The organism is Rhizobium sp. CG5, assembly GCF_023701945.1.
Taxonomy (GTDB): domain Bacteria; phylum Pseudomonadota; class Alphaproteobacteria; order Rhizobiales; family Rhizobiaceae; genus Allorhizobium.
In genome coordinates, this window is sequence record NZ_JABAEF010000008.1 from 118,857 (window position 1) to 134,582 (window position 15,726).

15 protein-coding genes are annotated in these 15,726 nt (G+C 61.4%); 6 read left to right on the forward strand and 9 right to left on the reverse strand.

What is annotated here, in order from left to right; genetic code table 11:
* The first annotated feature begins 39 nt into the window (after positions 1 to 39).
* From HGO38_RS14935 to HGO38_RS14950, 4 genes are all read left to right on the forward strand, one after another.
* Positions 40 to 1,338, forward strand: a complete 1,299-nt coding sequence (locus HGO38_RS14935) for an efflux RND transporter periplasmic adaptor subunit (RefSeq protein WP_250956691.1) — start codon at positions 40 to 42, stop codon at positions 1,336 to 1,338.
* Between the two features lie 4 nt (positions 1,339 to 1,342).
* Positions 1,343 to 2,059 carry an ABC transporter ATP-binding protein gene (locus HGO38_RS14940; RefSeq protein WP_250956692.1) on the forward strand — a complete coding sequence of 239 codons (717 nt, stop codon included), beginning with the start codon at positions 1,343 to 1,345 and terminating at the stop codon, positions 2,057 to 2,059.
* A complete protein-coding gene (locus HGO38_RS14945) occupies positions 2,049 to 3,254 on the forward strand; it encodes an ABC transporter permease (protein ID WP_250956693.1) in 1,206 nt (401 codons plus the stop codon). The genes HGO38_RS14940 and HGO38_RS14945 overlap by 11 nt, the downstream gene beginning before the upstream one ends.
* A 161-nt stretch (positions 3,255 to 3,415) precedes the next feature.
* Entirely contained in the window at positions 3,416 to 4,039 is a 624-nt protein-coding gene (locus HGO38_RS14950) for a GntR family transcriptional regulator (RefSeq protein WP_250956694.1), read from the forward strand.
* Between the two features lie 250 nt (positions 4,040 to 4,289).
* Here the strand turns inward: HGO38_RS14950 and HGO38_RS14955 are convergent, their stop codons facing one another.
* The 5 genes from HGO38_RS14955 to cysG form a co-directional block, all read right to left on the reverse strand.
* Positions 4,290 to 5,102: a ferredoxin--NADP reductase gene (locus HGO38_RS14955; RefSeq protein WP_250956695.1), complete on the reverse strand. Its 813-nt coding sequence runs from the start codon at positions 5,100 to 5,102 to the stop codon at positions 4,290 to 4,292.
* Between the two features lie 323 nt (positions 5,103 to 5,425).
* Positions 5,426 to 5,932 carry a DUF934 domain-containing protein gene (locus HGO38_RS14960; RefSeq protein ID WP_250956696.1) on the reverse strand — a complete coding sequence of 169 codons (507 nt, stop codon included), beginning with the start codon at positions 5,930 to 5,932 and terminating at the stop codon, positions 5,426 to 5,428.
* 10 nt (positions 5,933 to 5,942) lie between these two features.
* Positions 5,943 to 7,613 carry a nitrite/sulfite reductase gene (locus tag HGO38_RS14965; protein WP_250956697.1) on the reverse strand — a complete coding sequence of 557 codons (1,671 nt, stop codon included), beginning with the start codon at positions 7,611 to 7,613 and terminating at the stop codon, positions 5,943 to 5,945.
* A gap of 8 nt (positions 7,614 to 7,621) precedes the next feature.
* A complete protein-coding gene (locus HGO38_RS14970) occupies positions 7,622 to 7,936 on the reverse strand; it encodes a DUF2849 domain-containing protein (protein WP_250956698.1) in 315 nt (104 codons plus the stop codon).
* A 2-nt stretch (positions 7,937 to 7,938) separates the two neighbouring features.
* Positions 7,939 to 9,360 (reverse strand): siroheme synthase CysG, encoded by a 1,422-nt coding sequence (gene cysG, locus HGO38_RS14975; protein WP_250956699.1) that lies wholly within the window; start codon positions 9,358 to 9,360, stop codon positions 7,939 to 7,941.
* A 390-nt stretch (positions 9,361 to 9,750) separates the two neighbouring features.
* Between cysG and HGO38_RS14980 the strand changes: the two genes are divergently transcribed.
* Positions 9,751 to 10,341, forward strand: coding sequence for a deaminase (locus HGO38_RS14980; protein WP_250956700.1), 591 nt, complete (start codon positions 9,751 to 9,753; stop codon positions 10,339 to 10,341).
* A gap of 47 nt (positions 10,342 to 10,388) precedes the next feature.
* Entirely contained in the window at positions 10,389 to 11,237 is an 849-nt protein-coding gene (gene mazG / locus HGO38_RS14985; RefSeq protein ID WP_250956701.1) for a nucleoside triphosphate pyrophosphohydrolase, read from the forward strand.
* An 18-nt stretch (positions 11,238 to 11,255) separates the two neighbouring features.
* On the opposite strand, the gene HGO38_RS14990 is transcribed toward mazG, so the two are convergent.
* The 4 genes from HGO38_RS14990 to trkA all read right to left on the reverse strand — a co-directional run bounded on the left by HGO38_RS14990 (position 11,256) and on the right by trkA (position 15,677).
* Positions 11,256 to 12,194 (reverse strand): hypothetical protein, encoded by a 939-nt coding sequence (locus HGO38_RS14990; RefSeq protein ID WP_250956702.1) that lies wholly within the window; start codon positions 12,192 to 12,194, stop codon positions 11,256 to 11,258.
* 230 nt (positions 12,195 to 12,424) lie between these two features.
* Positions 12,425 to 13,765 (reverse strand): GTPase HflX, encoded by a 1,341-nt coding sequence (gene hflX, locus HGO38_RS14995; RefSeq protein ID WP_250956703.1) that lies wholly within the window; start codon positions 13,763 to 13,765, stop codon positions 12,425 to 12,427.
* A gap of 74 nt (positions 13,766 to 13,839) precedes the next feature.
* Positions 13,840 to 14,082: an RNA chaperone Hfq gene (gene hfq, locus HGO38_RS15000; protein WP_003539403.1), complete on the reverse strand. Its 243-nt coding sequence runs from the start codon at positions 14,080 to 14,082 to the stop codon at positions 13,840 to 13,842.
* A gap of 218 nt (positions 14,083 to 14,300) precedes the next feature.
* Positions 14,301 to 15,677 (reverse strand): Trk system potassium transporter TrkA, encoded by a 1,377-nt coding sequence (gene trkA, locus HGO38_RS15005; RefSeq protein WP_250956704.1) that lies wholly within the window; start codon positions 15,675 to 15,677, stop codon positions 14,301 to 14,303.
* Between the last annotated feature and the right edge of the window lie 49 nt (positions 15,678 to 15,726).

Below are 15,726 nucleotides of genomic sequence, written 5' to 3' on the forward strand. Positions count from 1 at the left end.
GAGTATGATGGCAAGACCACAACCCGACATGGATCCTCAATGAGCAGCACTGGCGACACGCCCTCCTCTCCGCCGCCCAAGGTCGAAACCGCCGACCTGGCCTCGCTGCTGGCAACAGCGAGGAAACCCGCGGGCCGGTCGCGCTGGCTGTGGCGAATCCTGGGCCTGGGCGCCATAGTGGCAGTCGGCGGCGGCTATTATCTCGTCCCCGCCGGCGGCGCGAGCTATAGCTACACCACATCGGCCGCCAAGAGAGGCAATCTCACGGTTATCGTCACCGCCACGGGTTCGGTGGAGCCGACCGTGCAGGTCGATGTGTCCAGCGAACAGTCGGGCACGGTGCGCGAGGTGTTCGTCGACTATAACAGCACGGTCAAGGAGGGCGAGGTCGTCGCCCGGCTCGATACCGCCAAGCTGGAAGCCGACGTCAAGAGCAACCAGGCCAAACTTCTGGCAGCCAAGGCGTCGGTCTCCAAGGCCGATGCCGATATGAAATCGGCCAAGGCCACGTTCGAGCGCCTGAAGACCCTGGTCGGCAGCCGCGTTTCGACGCAGCAGGACCTCGATGCCGCGGAGTTCACCTATCAGGCGGCGGTCGCCACCAAGGAAAGCGCCGAGGCCGACGTGCTGTCGTCAGAGGCCGACCTGGAACTGGCCGCACTCAACCTGTCCAAGGCGACCATCGTCTCGCCGATCAACGGCATCGTCTTGTCGCGGGATGTCGATCCCGGCGCCACGGTTGCCGCATCGCTGGAGGCGCCGACGCTTTTCACCATCGCCGGCGATCTCCGGCATATGGAATTGCAGGTCGATATCGACGAGGCCGATGTCGGCCAGGTGGCCGTCGGGCAGAAGGCGACCTTCACCGTCGATGCCTTTTCGGAGATGCGCTTTCCGGCCGAAATCACCTCGATCCGCTATGCCTCCGAGACGGTCAACGATGTCGTCACCTATATGGGCATCCTGGCGGTCGAGAACGACAAGCTACTGTTGCGCCAGGGCATGACGGCAACGGCCGACATCACCGTACAGGCCATCGACAACGCGCTGCTGATCCCCAATGGGGCGCTGCGCTATTCGCCGCCCGACGCCGTGACCGCCATGGAGACGGGCGGCGGCGGCGGCATGTTCAGCCTGTTTCGCCCGCCGCGCATGGGCTCGATTTCGGCGCCTGAGCCGGAGGGCAGCGAGCGCACCGTCTGGCTGCTGCGCAATGGCGTGCCGACAGCCGTCAATATCGAGATCGGCTCCAGCGACGGGCAGAATACGGTCGTCACCAAGGGCGAACTGGTCGAGGGCGATCTGTTGATCACCGACGCGCTCGAAACGAGCGGCTGATCCGATGGCCCCTCCTCCCCTGATCGAATTCCAGCAGGTCTCGAAAGTCTACGGCTCCGGTGAGGCGACGATCCGGGCGCTCGATCGGGTCGACCTGGTGATTGAAAAACACGAATTCGTCGCGATCATGGGCCCGTCGGGCTCCGGCAAATCGACCGCGATGAACATTATTGGCTGCCTCGACGTGCCGTCGGCCGGCGAATATCTGTTCCAGGGCATCAAGACCTCCGAATTCGACCGCGGCCAGCACACGCTGCTGCGCCGGCACATGCTCGGTTTCGTATTCCAGGGCTTCAACCTGCTGGCCCGCACGTCAGCGGTCGAGAATGTCGAATTGCCGCTGGTCTATCGCGGCATGGAGGCGCGGGAACGGCGGCGGCTGGCGACCATTGCGCTGGCGCAGGTGGGCCTGGCCGGCCGCGAAAACCACACGACGCAGCAGCTGTCCGGTGGCCAGCAACAGCGCGTCGCCATTGCTCGGGCGATCGTCACTAGCCCGGCCGTGCTGCTGGCCGACGAGCCGACCGGCAATCTCGACACCAAGACCAGCAAGGAGATCATGGACCTGATCACCGGGCTCAATCGCGACCATGGCATCACCGTGATCATGGTCACCCATGAGGACGACATTGCCGCCTATGCCCGGCGCAACCTGCGCTTCGTTGATGGGCGCCTGCAGTCCGACAGGCAGAACGACAAGGTCGAAGCCGATGTTCTATGAAACGATCAAGCTGGCACTGCGCGCCATCAGCCGCAACTTGCTGCGCTCCTTCCTCACCGTGCTCGGCGTGGTGATCGGCGTTGCCGCCGTCATCGCCATGGTGACGATCGGCAACGGTACGACGGCGCAGGTTTCGGCGGAGATCTCCAAACTCGGCACCAATCTGCTGTTCGTGCGCCCCGGACAGTTCGGCCCGGGACGGGCCAGCACCGAAGCCAAGAAATTCACCGAGCGCGACATCGAGGCGGTCAAGAGCCAGATCAATGGCCTGCGGGCGACGGCCGGCATCAACCAGTCCTCGCAGACGGTCATTTTCGGCGGCGAAAACCATTCGACGACGGTGACCGGCTCGACGGGTGACTATTTCATTGCCCAGGACTGGGACATCAAGAGCGGACGGACCTTCCTGGCATCCGAGGAACGCGGCGGCCAGGCCGTCTGCGTGATCGGTGCGACGGTCAGAAGCGAACTGTTCGGCTCGACGCCGGCGCTGGAGCAGAACCTGCGGGTCGGCAGCGTCTCCTGCAAAGTGATCGGAATCCTGGCCGAAAAAGGCCAGAGCAGCATGGGCAGCGACCAGGACGATATCGTCGTCATGCCGCTCAAGGTCTTTCAGCGCCGGATCGGCGGCTCGAACGAGGTGTCGAGCATGGTGCTGTCGGCCAATGATGGCGTTTCCACCGCCAAGGTGCAGGCCGATGTGGAACGGCTGCTGCGCGAGCGGCGCAAGATCATCGCCGGCCGCGAAGACGATTTTAACGTCAATGACATGACGCAGATGGCCGCGACCCTGACCGGGACAACGACGCTGATGACCGGCCTGCTCGGGGCCGTGGCCGCCGTCAGTCTTTTGGTCGGCGGCATCGGCATCATGAACATCATGCTGGTTTCCGTCACCGAGCGCACCCGCGAGATCGGCATCCGATTGGCGATCGGCGCCGTCGAGCAGCAGGTGCTGATGCAGTTCCTGGTCGAGGCGGTGACCCTGTCGGTGTTCGGCGGCGTGGTCGGCATTCTGCTCGGCCTCGGCCTTGCCTATACGGCCGTCAGCCTTCTGAGCGTGCCCTTTGTTGCGAGCCCCTCGGTCATTCTGCTGGCTTTCGTCTTCTCGGCGGCGATCGGCATGATCTTCGGCTATTTCCCGGCCCGCCGCGCGGCCCAGCTCAACCCCATCGAAGCGCTCCGCCACGAGTAATCAACTGCATGTTTTTGATAGATCTTTTCTTAATTTCCCGGCGTGCCGCTGGCCAAAGTGCGACAAGTGACCTGCGTGCAAAACCCGTTCTGATATATCAGAGCCATTGCCACGGCGAAAACACTGTGCAATGATCTGATATATCAGAAGGGGAGGATGGCATGGCCAGTCCGCATGAATCCCAGAGCCACCAGGCCTATCGGGTCCTGGAACAGTTGATCGTCACCCTCAAGCTTGCTCCGGGTGCGCTGGTCAACGAACGCGAGTTGATCGAGCGATCCGGCCACGGGCGCACGCCGGTGCGCGAGGCGATCCAGCGGCTCGACTGGCAGGGATTGATCCTGGTCCGCCCCCGCGTCGGATTGCAGATCGCCGACATCCATCCGGAGGATCTTCGCCAGATCATGGCAGTGCGCGGCAGGCTGGAACCGCTGGCGGCAGGCCTTGCAGCGCAGGCCGCGACGGACGAGCAGCGGGCGGCACTGGTCGACTGCGCCAAGGCGATGACGGGCGCGGCGACCTCTGGCGATTTCGACGGCTTCCTGGCGGCCGACAAACGGTTCGACGAGATCCTCGAAGCCGCCTGCCCCAATGCCTTCCTGATATCAGCCCTGCAGCCGTTGCAGACCCATGCACGCCGGTTGTGGTATGCGCAGGCGACGCTGGAGAAGATGGATCGCTCGGTGGCCCTGCATGTCGGCGTGATCCGCGCCATCCAGCAGGGCGATGCAGCCCTTGCCCAGTCGGCCATGGAAAACCTGATCGGCTATCTCTCGCAGGCGTGAGGATGTGCTTGCTGATAGGCCGGCTACGCCTCCTCGAACACGAGAAAGGGTACAGCCTTTCGTCACCCTCGGGCCTGTCCCGAGGGTCTGCCGCCGAGCACCATGAATTGAACTTGGCTGTGAAATCCGAATGTTGCGGATGCTCGGCACAAGGCCGAGCATGACGTCGCAGAACAAACGCGGCCTGCCCTCAAACCAAGCCCGGCGTTTCCGCCGGGCTCTGAATCGTTCGCGCAAATTCCGTAGAGGATTAGCCGACGAAGGCCCGTTCGATGACGAATTCTGCCGGCTTGTTGTTGGCGCCTTCAGTCAGGCCGGCGTTTTCAAGGGCAGCCTTGGTGTCCTTCAGCATGGCGGTCGAGCCGCAGATCATGCCGCGGTCGACGGCGGGATCGAGCGGCGGCAGGCCGAGATCGGCAAACAGCTTGCCGTTGGCGATCAGGTCAGTGATGCGGCCCTGGAACGGATAGTCCTCGCGGGTCACCGTCGCGTAGTGCTTGAGCTTGTCGCCGACGATTTCACGCAGCATCTCGTCGGCGCGGATCTCCTCGATCAGGTCGAAACCGTATTTCAGTTCCGCCACTTCGCGGCAGGTATGGGTCAGGATGACCTCTTCGAACTTCTCATAGGTTTCCGGATCGCGGATCAGGCTGGCAAAGGGCGCGATGCCGGTGCCGGTCGAAAACATGTAGAGGCGCTTGCCCGGCGTCAGGGCGTCCAGCACCAGCGTGCCGGTCGGCTTCTTGCGCATCAGCACCCGGTCGCCCGGCTGGATGCGCTGCAAGTGTTGCGTCAGCGGGCCGTTCGGCACCTTGATCGAGAAGAATTCCAGTTCCTCGTCCCAGGACGGGCTGGCGATCGAATAGGCGCGATAGATCGGCTTGCCCTCGACCATCAGACCGATCATCGCAAACTCGCCGGAGCGGAAGCGGAAGCCGGCCGGTCTGGTCATGCGAAAGCGGAACAGATGTTCGGTATAATGGGTGACGCTGAGGACGGTTTCGGCGTAGACGCCTTCCGGCACGATCAGTTCGGCTGTCTCGGTCTTGGCTGGAGCATTCATGCGCGGTCAGGTCCTCAAACATATGGCTTGCAGCTAAAGCATGTCGCGATCTTTCGGATTCGCTCTTCACGCTTTATCTCTTTGTTTTGCAGCATGTCGTTGTCCCGAAACCGGTACCCACTTTCGGGCGACATGCTTCAGGGATACGGCGGAATGTTGAACCCTTGCCGAAAGTTTCCCGATGCTTCAAGAGGCGATTTGCAAGATCAGGACACGATTGCCGAATCCTGATCGATTTTTCCGTGGTCAGCATGCCCGAAAGCCGGCCATCGCACTTTGACATCCGTCAAAAGTCGCCATTTACATAGCATTATTTTAATGTTTTACACAGCCGCCCGCCGGCGCCAGCTATAGGCACCGATCTCGCCATCGCCGCGGGCAGCCGGCTGATAATGCTCGGCAATGCCCGTCAGGTGGCGGTCGGCCAGACGCTTCAGCGCTGTGGCATTGGTCACGGCAAAACTGTCGAAGCCGGTGCGCTGCATCAGCGGGATCTGGTCGATCAGTACGTCGCCGACGGCGCGCAGTTCCCCCTGATAGCGCAGCCGATCGCGCAGCAGCGAGGCCTGGCTGAAGCCGCGGCCGTCGTTGAAGGCGGGAAAGGCGACGGCCACCAGCGCCAGGCGGCCCAGATGCGGCGCCAGACGCCTGACATCGTCAGCCGGCTTCAGCAGCACACCGAAATCGCCGTCATTGGTGGCGTCGGCTGCCGCCAGGAAGGCTTCGAGACCAAGCAGCGGACGCTGGCCCTCGCCGGCCTTCTGCTCGTCGGTCTCGACAATCCAGGCATCGCTGTCGGCAAAGCCGTTTTCGGTCCAGATACGGGTCATTTGAGGCTCCTCACGCGGCTTCGGCCGCTTCGCCGTAAAGGGCGTCCTTGAAGGGTTGTGGACCCACCCGGCGATAGGCGGCCAGGAAGGTCTCCTTTGGATCAAGCCTGAGGCCCAGATAGGTGTCGACGATGGTTTCCACCGCATCGGTCACCTTGTCCGGCTCGAAGCCGCGACCGATGATTTCACCGATCGAGGTGTTCTCGTCGCCGGAACCGCCAAGGGTGATCTGGTAGAGTTCGGCGCCCTTCTTTTCGACCCCCAAGAGGCCGATATGGCCGACATGGTGATGGCCGCAGGCATTGATGCAGCCGGAGATCTTGATCTTCAGCTCGCCGATTTCGGCCTGGCGTTCGGCCGAGCCGAAGCGCGTCGAGATTTCCTGGGCGACGGGAATCGAGCGGGCATTGGCCAGCGCGCAGTAATCCAGGCCCGGACAGACGATCATGTCGGTGATCAGCCCGGCATTGGCGGTGGCAAGGCCTGACGTCGCCAGCAGCGAATAGACCTCGTAGAGATCGGCGCGCGCCACATGCGGCAGGATCAGGTTCTGCTCATGGCTGACACGGATCTCGTCGAAGGCCAGGCGCTCGGCAATGTCGGCGACGATGTCCATCTGGCTGTCGCTGGCATCGCCCGGAATGCCGCCGATCGGCTTCAGCGAAATCGTCACCATGCCGTAGTCGGGATGCTTGTGGGCCGCGACATTCTGGTTGACCCAAGCAGCAAAGCCGGCATCGGCCTTCTTGGCACGGGCCAGATCGGCCCAGCCTTCCGGCCGATCAGTGAGTGCCGGCGGCGCAAAATAGGTCTCGATGCTGCGGATATCGCTGTCCGGCAGATTCAGCTCGCCGTGGCGCAGCGCATCGAATTCGGCCTCGATTTCGCGGGTCAGTTCCTCGACGCCGGTTTCATGCACCAGGATCTTGATGCGTGCCTTGTATTTGTTGTCGCGGCGGCCGTGCAGATTGTAGACCCGGACAATGGCGGTCACATAGGACAGCAGGTCTTCTTCCGGCAAAAAGTCGCGCACCAGCTTGGCGATCATCGGGGTACGCCCCTGCCCGCCGCCGACATAGACGGCAAAGCCGAGATTACCAGCCGCGTCCTTTTTCAGATGCAGGCCGATATCGTGGACCTGGATGGCGGCGCGGTCGCTCGGCGCGCCGGTAACCGCGATCTTGAACTTGCGCGGCAGGAAGGAAAACTCCGGATGCACCGACGACCATTGCCGCAGGATTTCGGCATAGGGGCGCGGGTCGGCCATTTCGTCGGCGGCAGCACCGGCAAAATGATCGGCCGTGACGTTGCGAATGCAATTGCCCGAGGTCTGGATGGCATGCATCTCGACGCTGGCCAGTTCATTGAGGATATCCGGCGTGTCGGAGAGTTTTGGCCAATTGTACTGGATGTTCTGGCGCGTGGTGAAATGGCCGTAGCCGCGGTCGTAGCGGCGGGCAATATGGGCCAGCATGCGCATCTGCCGGCCGTTCAGCGTGCCGTAAGGGATCGCGACGCGCAGCATATAGGCATGCAATTGCAGATAGACGCCATTCATCAGCCGCAGCGGCTTGAAGGCATCTTCGGACAGTTCGCCCGACAGCCGGCGTGCCACCTGGTCGCGAAATTGCTCAACGCGCGCAGACACGAAGGCGTGGTCGAATTCATCGTAACGGTACATGATATTCCTCAGGCAGCGATAAAGTCGGGATCGGCAAAGCCGTGTCCCTCGGCATAGGCCATGGTCGGCCCTTCGGCGCGAATCCGTTCGCGCAGCCGCAGCGGATGCAGACGGCCGTTGCGTTCCTCCACGTCGATGACATTGACGTCGACGACGAGATTGTCGGCCAGAGCCTGCTTGCCGGTCGCCTCAAGGGCGGCCACGGCCTCGGCATGGCGCGCCACAAAGGCCTCCTGCAGCTTTTCGTTCCACTGGCCGGCAGCATCGAGCCAGACGGCGATGCCGTCGCTCAGGCGATTTGCGGTCAGGACTTTCTCTGCCATCTTCAATTCCTCAACAATACAGGCGCTTCTGACGCGACGCCATTCAACGGCTGCGAGCGGCTGAAATCGGCACCCGCCACCGCATCGCCGATAATCACCATGACCGGGCCGGTCAGTTCAACCCGGGCTTCAAGACCCGGCAATTCCTTCAACGTGCCGTGCAGCAGGCGCTTGTCCTGCCGGCCGGCATTTTCAACGATCGCAACGGTCGTATCTTCGGCAAGGCCTGCCGCCATCAGGCGTTCGGCCACCGAGGCCGCGACGGTCCGGCCCATATAGACGGCAACCGTGGCACCCGAAAGGGCAAGCCTTGCCCAATCCGGCAGAATGTCGCCGGTCAGATCGTGACCGGTGGTGAAGACCAGCGACGAGGCGACGCCGCGCAGCGTCAGCGGCAGCTCGAAATCGGCAGCCGCGGCCAGCGCCGAGGTGATGCCCGGCACGATCTCGTAGGGGATCTCGGCATCGCGCAGCGCCGCCATCTCTTCCGCCGCCCGGCCGAACACCAGCGGATCGCCCGACTTCAGGCGCACGACACGCTTTCCTTCGCGCGCCAGTTCGACCAGCAGGTCATTGATCTCGGATTGGGACTTCGAATGGCAGCCCTTGCGCTTGCCGACCGGAATGCGGGTCGCATCGCGGCGGCCCATGTCGATGACGGCCTGCGGCACCAGCGCATCATGGACGATGACATCGGCTTCCATCAGCAGGCGGTGGGCGCGAAGGGTCAGCAGGTCTTCAGCACCCGGTCCGGCGCCAACCAGGAAGACCCGACCCACCGACCGGCGGGTGCCGGCCAGCATCAGCAGGGTTGCGCCCCGCCGGGCTTCGGCCATGTCGCCCTTTTCCACGGCATCGGCAATGTCGCCCTTGAAGAACGAGCGCCAGAACAGACGGCGGCTGACACCGCGCGGAATGAGGCGATCGACGGCGGAGCGATAGTCCTCGGCCAGCCTGCCCAGCCGACCGAGCGAGCGCGGCAGGCGACGATCGATCTCGGCGCGGATCATCTGCGCCAGAACAGGGCCGACGCCCTCGCTACCAATCGCAATGGCGATCGGGGCGCGATTGACCAGCGCCGGCGTATAGAAATCGCAATAGTCCGGCTGGTCGACGGCATTGGCCGGAATGCGTTCGGCGCGGGCCGCCTGAACGATGGTGCGGTCCCTCTCCGCCTCGCCGGTTGCGGCAAACACCAGCGTGGCACCCCTGACCAGATCAGGGACAAAATCGCGGCGATCGATCTCAATGGCGTGGCGCGCCAGCAAGGCCGCGTAGGAGGCCATCGGATTTTGCGTGAAGGCAACGATGCGCGCCGAGGTATTGCGCAGCAACCGAACCTTGGCATAGGCCTCATCGCCATCGCCGAATACGGCCACCACCTGCCCGGCCACCCGGAAGAAAGCCGGGAAATGGCTGAGCAAGGCAGGATCATGGGCTGTGGATGGCGATCTGGCTATCATGGCGCCAGTATTACGTCTGAAAAGTCAAAAATGAAGGAACAAAAATGCGCATTGGGCGAGAAGACCAAATTTCTTTGCTCCCCTGCCCGCCGTTTGGAGCATAAGGCGCGCTGGCCGGTTCGGCAGCAGCTCCTAAAGGCTGGACCGACGGACGGAACTGCGGGCAGCACTGGCTAAACGAGCGTCAAGATAGTCTATTCCGGCGCGCGCACGCTTGAGGACCGAGCCTTGGTGATGGCCCGGCTGCGCTCGATCCCCTGACGAAATAGGCGGGTACGTCGCGGCCGGAGATTTACAGGCCAACCGACGGTCGGTAGTGTGCAGCCGACCCCAATAGCCGCGAGCATGTCCTTGTCCGATTCCACCGCCCTGACCGCCCGTCTGCTCGATGTTATCGAGCACGACATCCTGCCGCTGACCGCCCAGGGCGTCGCCGCCGGCAACAAGGTTTTCGGCGCGGCGATTCTGCGGAAATCCGATCTGTCGCTGGTGCTGGCGGAAACCAATAACGAGCTGGAAAACCCGCTCTGGCACGGCGAAGTGCATACGCTGAAACGCTTCTACGAACTGGGCGAGCGGCCGGACACCAAGGAACTGATCTTCCTGTCGACCCATGAACCGTGCACCATGTGCATGTCGGCGATCGCCTGGGCGGGCTTTGACAATTTCTATTATTTCTTCAGCCATGAAGACAGCCGCGACGCCTTTGCCATCCCCCATGATCTGAAGATCCTGAAAGAGGTTTTTGGTCTGGAGCCCGGCGGCTATCGCAAGCAGAATGCCTTCTGGCATTGCCATGCCATCGGCGATCTGGTCGCCGTCGAGGACACACCGCGACGCGAAACCCTCACAGAACAGTCGCGGCGCATCAAACAGACCTATGCCGGGCTTTCGGATCGCTATCAGTCGAGCAAGACCGACAACGCCATTCCCCTGAATTGAACACCCTGAACGATCGGCCGGGCCGCGGGGCATTGGAGCAGAAGACGATGGATGCATCGAAGGATATTGCGCGGCTGATCGAGATCATGGCGGCGCTGCGCCAGCCCGAGACCGGCTGCCCCTGGGACCTGGTCCAGACATTCGAGACGATCAAGCCCTACACGATCGAGGAAGCCTATGAGGTGGCCGATGCGATCGAGCGCAACGACCCCGACGATCTCTGCGACGAATTGGGTGACCTCTTACTGCAGGTGGTGTTCCATGCCAGGATCGCCGAGGAAGCCGGGCTGTTTTCGTTCGGCGACGTGGTCGAGGCGATCACGAAAAAGATGATCCGCCGTCATCCGCATGTGTTTGCCCGCTCCGACGCCGATACGCCGCAGGCGGTCAAGCTGCAGTGGGACGAGATCAAGCGAGAGGAAAAGGCCGAGCGGGCCGCCCGCCATGCGGCGCGGACGGTTGAGACCGGCAGGCCGGCCGAGGATTTCACCTCAGGTCACCTGGGCTCCGTGCAGCGCAGCTTTCCGGCACTGACCGAGGCTCTGAAATTGCAGGAACGGGCCGCCAAGGTCGGCTTCGACTGGTCGGAAGCAGCGCCGATCCTCGACAAGATCGAAGAGGAAATCGGCGAGCTGCGCGAGGCGCTGACGCAAGGCCGTCCGGACAAGGTCAAGGACGAGTTGGGCGACCTGATCTTCGCGCTGGTCAATATCGGCCGGCATGTGGATGCAGAACCGGAACAGGCGCTGCGCGGCACCAACACGAAATTCCGCAGGAGATTCCGCTTTATAGAGGAAAATCTTCAAGCGTCAGGTGAGACGCTGGAAGAGGCAAGCCTGGAGCGCATGGAGGAATTGTGGCAGGCGGCGAAGGGAATTGAACGGGCGCTAGAGTGAAGAAGTCCCAATTATCCGCTAGATTATTTCTTTTGCAAGATTCTCCAGATATTTAAGCCGCTGCCGGAGAAGGTGGGCTTTCAGAGATGGTCGAACGTCAAAATACTGCCAGCCAGCAAGATCGAGCGTGGCAATAAATTCGAGTTCAGCAATCAGTCCAGCATTGCTTTTCGCGAGCAATGCTGTCCATCTGTCAATTGTCAGGCCTTCCGCGCAATTCCCCTCCGCGATGGCATCACTAATCGCCGCTTCCATTGTCCTTATCTTCGTCATCAGCGTGCCCACCTCATCAACTGGGTAGCCTGCGGAATCTAACTGATTTGGAAAACCCTCCGAAGCGAAAGCAGTGATCTGAGCTTCAACGCCCCTGATCAATGAAAGAACAATATTTCCTTGCTCTAGAACTTCCTTAAACGTCGAAAAATCTCTGACGTTTGGGTGCCCTATAGCCTGAATTCCAATTTCATGAACCAATGTGTTTCTGCTCACATAAAGGTCTTCGATGACCTGAGCATCGGTTCCTAGCAGATTCTTGATTTCACCCTTTGCGCCCAGCGCGGTTAATACTCTATCTATAGTCGAGATATATGATTCATAAGTCGATACGCTTGAACCACTGGCGATAAGATGGGGTATTTCCAAGCCTTCTGAAATCATTAGTGCGAGTTTCGCATCAGAAAAACCCTGTTTTACATCATTCGCCGAAATCTGCTTCGGATCGAAAACAAACAGATCGTAGAGCCTAGACTTTGCATGCCACTCCAAACAAGTGACAAATCCCACTTGATAATATGAAACGAACTCAAATGTTTTATGGCTTTGCTGCGGGGTAAGGAGCCCAGAAACCTCCTTTGCATCATCGATAAGCGCCTCTAGTCTATAAATTGCCGAGGCGGCATTAAAAGTAGAGACCTGAGACACGATATGGCGCTTCGCAAAGTCGATCTGGGGAGACACTAGTGTTCTTTTCATTTCAAAATACACCAGCGGTGACTATTTAAAAAATCCCAAGAACATACATTGCGGAAAAGCAGGCACCAGTCAAACAAGCCAGCCTTCCCAATGCCAGGTTGACGCTCACAGCTTGGTAGTGGCGCACCCCTCCCAGCCCAAGCTAACTCTGAGTGAGATCGTCCAAACTCGCCAAAAGAGGCAGCAAAACTCTGGCTGCGTAGTTGTATGCCACCTTAGTTTTCCCAGTCTTCCCTCGCGGGCTTCTGCCCCGTACCGAGCTTGCGCTCCAGCTCGTCCGCCTGGCGGGCGGTCAGGCGCAGGTCGAGGCTGACGGAGCCGTCTTCGTGGTCTTCGCGGCCGTCGACCACGGCATTTTCATAGGCCCAGGAAATCAGCGCCTGCTTGTCGGCGGGAATGGAGATCGTGGCTACCGTCAGCACGCCGGACAGGCGCTGCGAGATCACGTCGAGCAGGGTGTCGACGCCCTCGCCGCTGACAGCAGAGACTGGAATGACGTTGTCGCGGGTGGCCGCCTTCTGCAGCAGCGCATCGTGCATCTCCGGATCGAGCCGGTCGATCTTGTTCCAGACCTCGATGATCCGCTCGCCGGCTTCCTTGTCGTCGATGCCGAGATCGCCGAGGATGCGCATGACGTCGCCGGCTTGGGCTGCATTGTCCGGATCGGCCATATCGCGCACATGCAGCACCAGATCGGCTTCCAGCACCTCTTCCAGGGTGGCGCGGAAGGCGGCAACCAGATGGGTCGGCAGATCGGAGATGAAGCCGACGGTGTCCGACATGATGACGGTGCGACCGTGCGGCAGCTTCATGCGGCGCAGCGTCGGGTCGAGCGTGGCAAACAGCATGTCCTCGGCTAGCACCCCGGCTCCGGTGATGCGGTTGAACAGCGTCGACTTGCCGGCATTGGTATAGCCGACCAGGGCCACGATCGGATGCGGCACCTTGCGGCGCTTGGCGCGGTGCAGCTGCCGTGTGCGCACCACCTGCTCAAGCTCCTTTTCGAGCTTGATGATCTTGTCCTGCAGCATGCGCCGGTCGGCCTCGATCTGGGTTTCACCGGGACCACCCATGAAACCGGCACCACCGCGCTGGCGTTCAAGGTGGGTCCAGCTGCGGACCAGACGGCCCTTCTGGTAGTTGAGATGGGCCAGATCGACCTGCAGCGTGCCCTCCTTGGTGGAGGCGCGGCGGCCAAAAATTTCCAGAATGAGGCCGGTGCGGTCGATGACCTTGGCGTTCCATTCCTTTTCCAGATTGCGCTGCTGCACCGGCGTCAGGGGATGATCGACGATGATCAGGCCGGCATCATGCTCGTCGAGCAGCGCCTTGATCTCGGCAATCTTGCCGCTGCCGAGCAGCGTGCCGGGACGCGGCTGGCTGACCGGCACGACGAGGCCCTGCACCACGACCAGGTCGATGGCACGGGCAAGGCCCATGGCCTCCTCTAACCGTGCCTCGCTGGAGCGGGTCGGGGCCGGCGGCGCATCGGACGCACTACCCTGGGCGGCGGATCGCGATTGTTTCAAAACCGGCACGATGACCACGGCGCGCATGTCGTCGCGGTGCTTTTCGAGCTCCGGAATAATCGAATCGCTAGTTGTGTCTCTGGTGATCTTTTTAATTCCCGTTACGAAGCGGCTTCTTCGCTTTCAAACATCTGCATCGGCTGGCCCGGCATGATCGTCGAGATCGCATGCTTGTAGACCAGCTGCGAATGGCCGTCGCGGCGCAGCAGGACGCAGAAATTGTCGAAGGATGTCACGACGCCGGTCAGCTTGACGCCGTTAATCAGGAAAATTGTCAATGAAATCTTTTGTTTGCGAACCGTATTGAGAAATAGATCCTGCAAATTCTGAGAACGTTCCGCCATCGCGCCGCTTCTTTCTTTCTTGCCGGCCCATAGGCCGGTGAATTATCGCATCAAGTCTTTTTGGATCACTGTCGCCCCAAAATGCCCCGTAACGACAAGTTGGTATCAAATCGCAGTCTTTTCCGCAACGTCGAAAAAGGCACTGCGAATTTTGTGTGACACCGTGCGGCGACAGATTTTATGCCGGCATAAACGGCGCCGGGCGGAGTGCGCTTCGCCTAGAAATACTGGATCGAGACCCGGAACATCTGCTCGACGACACGCACGGCGCCGGCGGTGGCAAACAGCACGACGCGGTCCTTCGCCTTGATCTTGGTATCGCCATCCGGCCGGATGACGCGGCGATCACGGTACAGCGCGCCGATGCGGATACCGGCCGGCAGTTCGAGATCGCGAAACGGCCGGCCAACCAGCGGTGAGGTCTCCAGCGCTTCCGCCTCGATCACTTCGGCAGCCCCCTTCTGGACGGCATAGACGGAGCGAATGCGGCCCTTGCGCACATGCTGCAGCACGCGCGAGATGGTGACGGCGCGCGGGTTGATATAGGCGTCGATGCCCAGCGACGTGGTCAGTTCCTGGAACGACGGGTTGTTGATCAGCACCATGCCGGAGCGGCAGCCGAGCCGCTTTGCCATGGCAGCACAGAGCATATTGGTCTGGTCGCTGTTGGTCAGCGTGACGACGAGGTCGGCATCCTGGATATCGGCCTGCAAAAGCATGTTCTGGTCCAGCGCCGAGCCGTGCAGCACGATGGTATTGCGCAGCTGATCGGAGACGGTGACGGCCCGGTCGCGGTCGCTCTCGATGATCTTGATCTTGGTCTTCGGCTGCAGGTCCTCGATGGTGCGGGCGACGTAATAGCCGATATTGCCACCGCCGGCGATGACGATGCGGCCGGCTTCCTGCTCCTCATGGCCGAACAGGCCAAGGGTGCGTCTGGTGTGGCCGCGCTCGCAGATCACATAGGCGAGGTCGCCGACCAGCAACTGATCGGTGGAGCGCGCCACGATCAGCTGGCCGTTGCGATAGATGCCGACCACGGTTGCCATCAGGTCCGGAAACAGCTGGCTCAGCTGCTGCAGCGGCGTGTTGACGACAGGGCATTCCTCCATGCACTCGATCGCCACCATGGCGATATTGTCTTCGGCAAAACGTGCCACGTCGGTGGCGCCAGGAAAGGAAATGCGCCGCAGCACCATCTTGCCGACCTCGATCTCCGGCGAGATGGTGACGTCGATCGGCATATTATCGCGGCTGAAAAGGTCGGAATATTCCGGCCGCAAATAGTTCTGGGCGCGGATACGGGCGATCTTGGTCGGCACGTTGAACAGCGAATGGGCGACCTGACAGGCCACCATGTTGATCTCGTCGTAGAGCGTCACGGCGATGATCATGTCGGCCTGGTCGGCGCCGGCTTTGGCCAGCACATCGGGATGGGCGCCGTGGCCGACATAGCCGCGCACATCGAGCGTCTGGGTGATATGGGCGACGAGCGAGGCCGAGGTATCGATGACGGAGACGTCATTATCCTCCTGGGCCAGACGCTCGGCGATGCCGTAGCCGACCTGCCCCGCACCGCAAATGATGACTTTCATGACGTCTCTTTCACTGAGGTGACCGGCATCGGTACCGCGGCGCGCCTGC

Coding starts and splice junctions, on each gene's coding strand:
- mazG (WP_250956701.1), top strand. CDS start 10,389: ATGGATGCATCGAAGGATATTGCGCGGCTGATCGAGATCATGGCGGCG.
- HGO38_RS14945 (WP_250956693.1), top strand. CDS start 2,049: ATGTTCTATGAAACGATCAAGCTGGCACTGCGCGCCATCAGCCGCAAC.
- HGO38_RS14955 (WP_250956695.1), bottom strand. CDS start 5,102: ATGAATGCTCCAGCCAAGACCGAGACAGCCGAACTGATCGTGCCGGAA.
- HGO38_RS14940 (WP_250956692.1), top strand. CDS start 1,343: ATGGCCCCTCCTCCCCTGATCGAATTCCAGCAGGTCTCGAAAGTCTAC.
- hflX (WP_250956703.1), bottom strand. CDS start 13,765: ATGCGCGCCGTGGTCATCGTGCCGGTTTTGAAACAATCGCGATCCGCC.
- HGO38_RS14960 (WP_250956696.1), bottom strand. CDS start 5,932: ATGACCCGTATCTGGACCGAAAACGGCTTTGCCGACAGCGATGCCTGG.
- HGO38_RS14950 (WP_250956694.1), top strand. CDS start 3,416: ATGGCCAGTCCGCATGAATCCCAGAGCCACCAGGCCTATCGGGTCCTG.
- hfq (WP_003539403.1), bottom strand. CDS start 14,082: ATGGCGGAACGTTCTCAGAATTTGCAGGATCTATTTCTCAATACGGTT.
- trkA (WP_250956704.1), bottom strand. CDS start 15,677: ATGAAAGTCATCATTTGCGGTGCGGGGCAGGTCGGCTACGGCATCGCC.
- HGO38_RS14970 (WP_250956698.1), bottom strand. CDS start 7,936: ATGGCAGAGAAAGTCCTGACCGCAAATCGCCTGAGCGACGGCATCGCC.
- HGO38_RS14935 (WP_250956691.1), top strand. CDS start 40: ATGAGCAGCACTGGCGACACGCCCTCCTCTCCGCCGCCCAAGGTCGAA.
- HGO38_RS14965 (WP_250956697.1), bottom strand. CDS start 7,613: ATGTACCGTTACGATGAATTCGACCACGCCTTCGTGTCTGCGCGCGTT.